Source organism: Psychrobacter sp., assembly GCF_036731945.1.
Classification (GTDB): domain Bacteria; phylum Pseudomonadota; class Gammaproteobacteria; order Pseudomonadales; family Moraxellaceae; genus Psychrobacter.
On record NZ_DAINDI010000080.1, the window covers coordinates 2,357 to 4,617 of the forward strand.

A 2,261-nucleotide genomic window follows, 5' to 3' on the forward strand; every position below is an offset into this window, starting at 1 on the left:
GCAAAAAAATGCCTCTTAGTATGATAAGAGGCATTTTTTATTGGTATATAATTCTGAATATTTATGTTTAAAAAATTCTTATCTTTAAACATTTAATTCTAGCTATTCAATAGCGTGTTATGGTTTAGGGATACGTAGAACTTGACCTGGATAAATCTTATCGGGATCAGAAAGCATTGGTTTATTGGCTTCAAATATTTTCATATAATCGCCAGTTGAACCATACACTTCTTTGGCAATTTTAGATAAGCTATCGCCAGATTTTACTGTGTACATGGTAGATTCAGGCGCATCTTCTTCAATATCTATATTATCAATGACTTTAGCAACATTTTGCACGTTACCGATAGCGATAATGGCTTTTTCGCGATCCGCTTGTGTCTTAGCTTTACCACTGATTTCGGCTGTATCTGTAGAACCATTATACTTTACTTTTAGATTACTGATATTCAGATTTTGCTGCTGAATACGGCGTAGTAGAATATTGGCAACTGACTGAGCAGAAGGCTCTGTGCTTTGAACTGGGGTATTAGCATCCGCTTTGGTTTCCGCTTTAGCGTCATGCTTAGAATCGTCACGGTTGAAAATCTTTTCACCAATATCTTTTGCAAAACTGAACATACCCATAAAATTGCTCCTTAAAATATTGTTATCTATTATTTATCATTATTGTTTTAATAGGCAATGTATTTAACGTTTGTCACTCTCGCATCGCCTATATATGGACATAACTTTTATCTCTGAACAGTGGTTAAGGTTTCATCGATATAAGAAATATCACCATAAGAAATATCACCTTATTACTGCTTACCATTCTTAGTATAGACAAAGGTAAATACCGTCTCTAGTAATAGTATGTTGAGTAATGTTGATTTGGCGTAGCTTATGTAACTTTAACATTAATAGCTATTGTTTGAATATGACAGTCAACTGAGTAGATATAAGTAGTAAAACAAAAAAACCGCTTATCAAGATAAACGGTCATAGCACACTTACTAAGCGAATGATTAATTACAGTTGCGCTTGTACGTAATCAATGGCTTTTTGAACAGTCGTTAGTTCTGCTGAATCTTCATCAGGGATAGTGATGCCGAAATCGCTTTCGAATGACATAACCAATTCAACTAGGTCTAATGAATCAGCGCCTAAGTCTTCCATGAATGAAGCATCATTGTTGATATCTTCAACGTTCATACCTAATTGTTCCGCTACCGCAGATTTAACTCTTAGCTCGGTATCATTACTCATGTAGATTTCTCCTTTTTGATCTATTATTTCGACAAATTGCCATAGTCTTATGATAAAGCGCTATGGCAATATATATAAAATGGGCTGGTCACATTATCACGGCTGTCTGGTAGACAGATAACCAATTATACGTTTTGACTAATGTCTGCTAAAACCTAGCTATCATACAGGGCTTTGACAAAAAAGTATCCGCTATTATAGCACCCTTTATTATAGTTTACACTCGTTCACAGAGTTTTTTATTATAACTATGTAACGCACCGTTATAATAATAAATAACACTGAATTAGAATAATAAACTCTAATCCTACATGTACATACCGCCATTAACAGGAATAACCGCGCCAGTAATATAGCTGGCTTCATCGCCTGCTAAGAAAAATACAGCGGCGGCGATATCTTCTGGCTGACCAAGACGGCTGATTGGAACCGCATCAAGCATTGAGTTAAGTAGGCGCTCGTCAAGCTCATCGGTCATATCGGTTTCAATAAGACCCGGTGCCACACAGTTAATCGTCACTTGGCGTGAGCCGATTTCGCGTGCTAGCGTTCGGCTAAAGCCTTCGACGCCGGCTTTAGTGGCCGCATAGTTAGATTGACCCGCATTGCCCATTTGTGCAACCACAGAAGTGATATTGATAATACGACCACGACGCGCTTTCATCATTCCGCGTACTGCCCGCTTACTCATACGATAAACCGAAGTCAGATTGGTATCGACAACATTGTCCCAATCTTCATCTTTCATACGCATCAATAAGCCATCTTGAGTAATACCGGCATTATTAACCAGCACTTGTACGGCACCGTAAACACTTTCGATCTCTTCAAATAACTTATCAATCTGCGCCGTATCGCGCACGTCTAGCACGCGCCCAATACCGCCACTATCGTTTAAGTATTCTTCGATAAGTGCTGCGCCTTTTTCGGTGGTCGCGGTGCCAATGACAAAGTGTCCTTCTTTGGCAAAACGTTTGGCGACCGCTTTACCGATACCGCGGCTCGCCCCCGTC

General features: G+C 39.0%; 3 protein-coding genes. All 3 read right to left on the bottom strand.

Annotation, left to right across the window (positions count from 1 at the left end; all coding sequences use genetic code 11):
- Nucleotides 1–117 precede the first annotated feature (117 nt).
- On the bottom strand, nt 118–627 hold the full coding sequence (lysM, locus tag V7D75_RS12925; protein ID WP_333614881.1) for a peptidoglycan-binding protein LysM: 510 nt from the start codon (nt 625–627) through the stop codon (nt 118–120).
- Between the two features lie 384 nt (nt 628–1,011).
- Nucleotides 1,012–1,248 (bottom strand): acyl carrier protein, encoded by a 237-nt coding sequence (gene acpP / locus V7D75_RS12930; protein WP_068034635.1) that lies wholly within the window; start codon nt 1,246–1,248, stop codon nt 1,012–1,014.
- A gap of 307 nt (nt 1,249–1,555) precedes the next feature.
- The coding region (gene fabG / locus V7D75_RS12935; protein ID WP_333614882.1) for a 3-oxoacyl-ACP reductase FabG at nt 1,556–2,261 on the bottom strand (706 nt) is incomplete at its 5' end.

What these genes read in the sequence shown, in the direction of transcription:
- lysM (WP_333614881.1), bottom strand. Translation starts at nt 627, where the DNA reads ATGGGTATGTTCAGTTTTGCAAAAGATATTGGTGAAAAGATTTTCAAC.
- acpP (WP_068034635.1), bottom strand. Translation starts at nt 1,248, where the DNA reads ATGAGTAATGATACCGAGCTAAGAGTTAAATCTGCGGTAGCGGAACAA.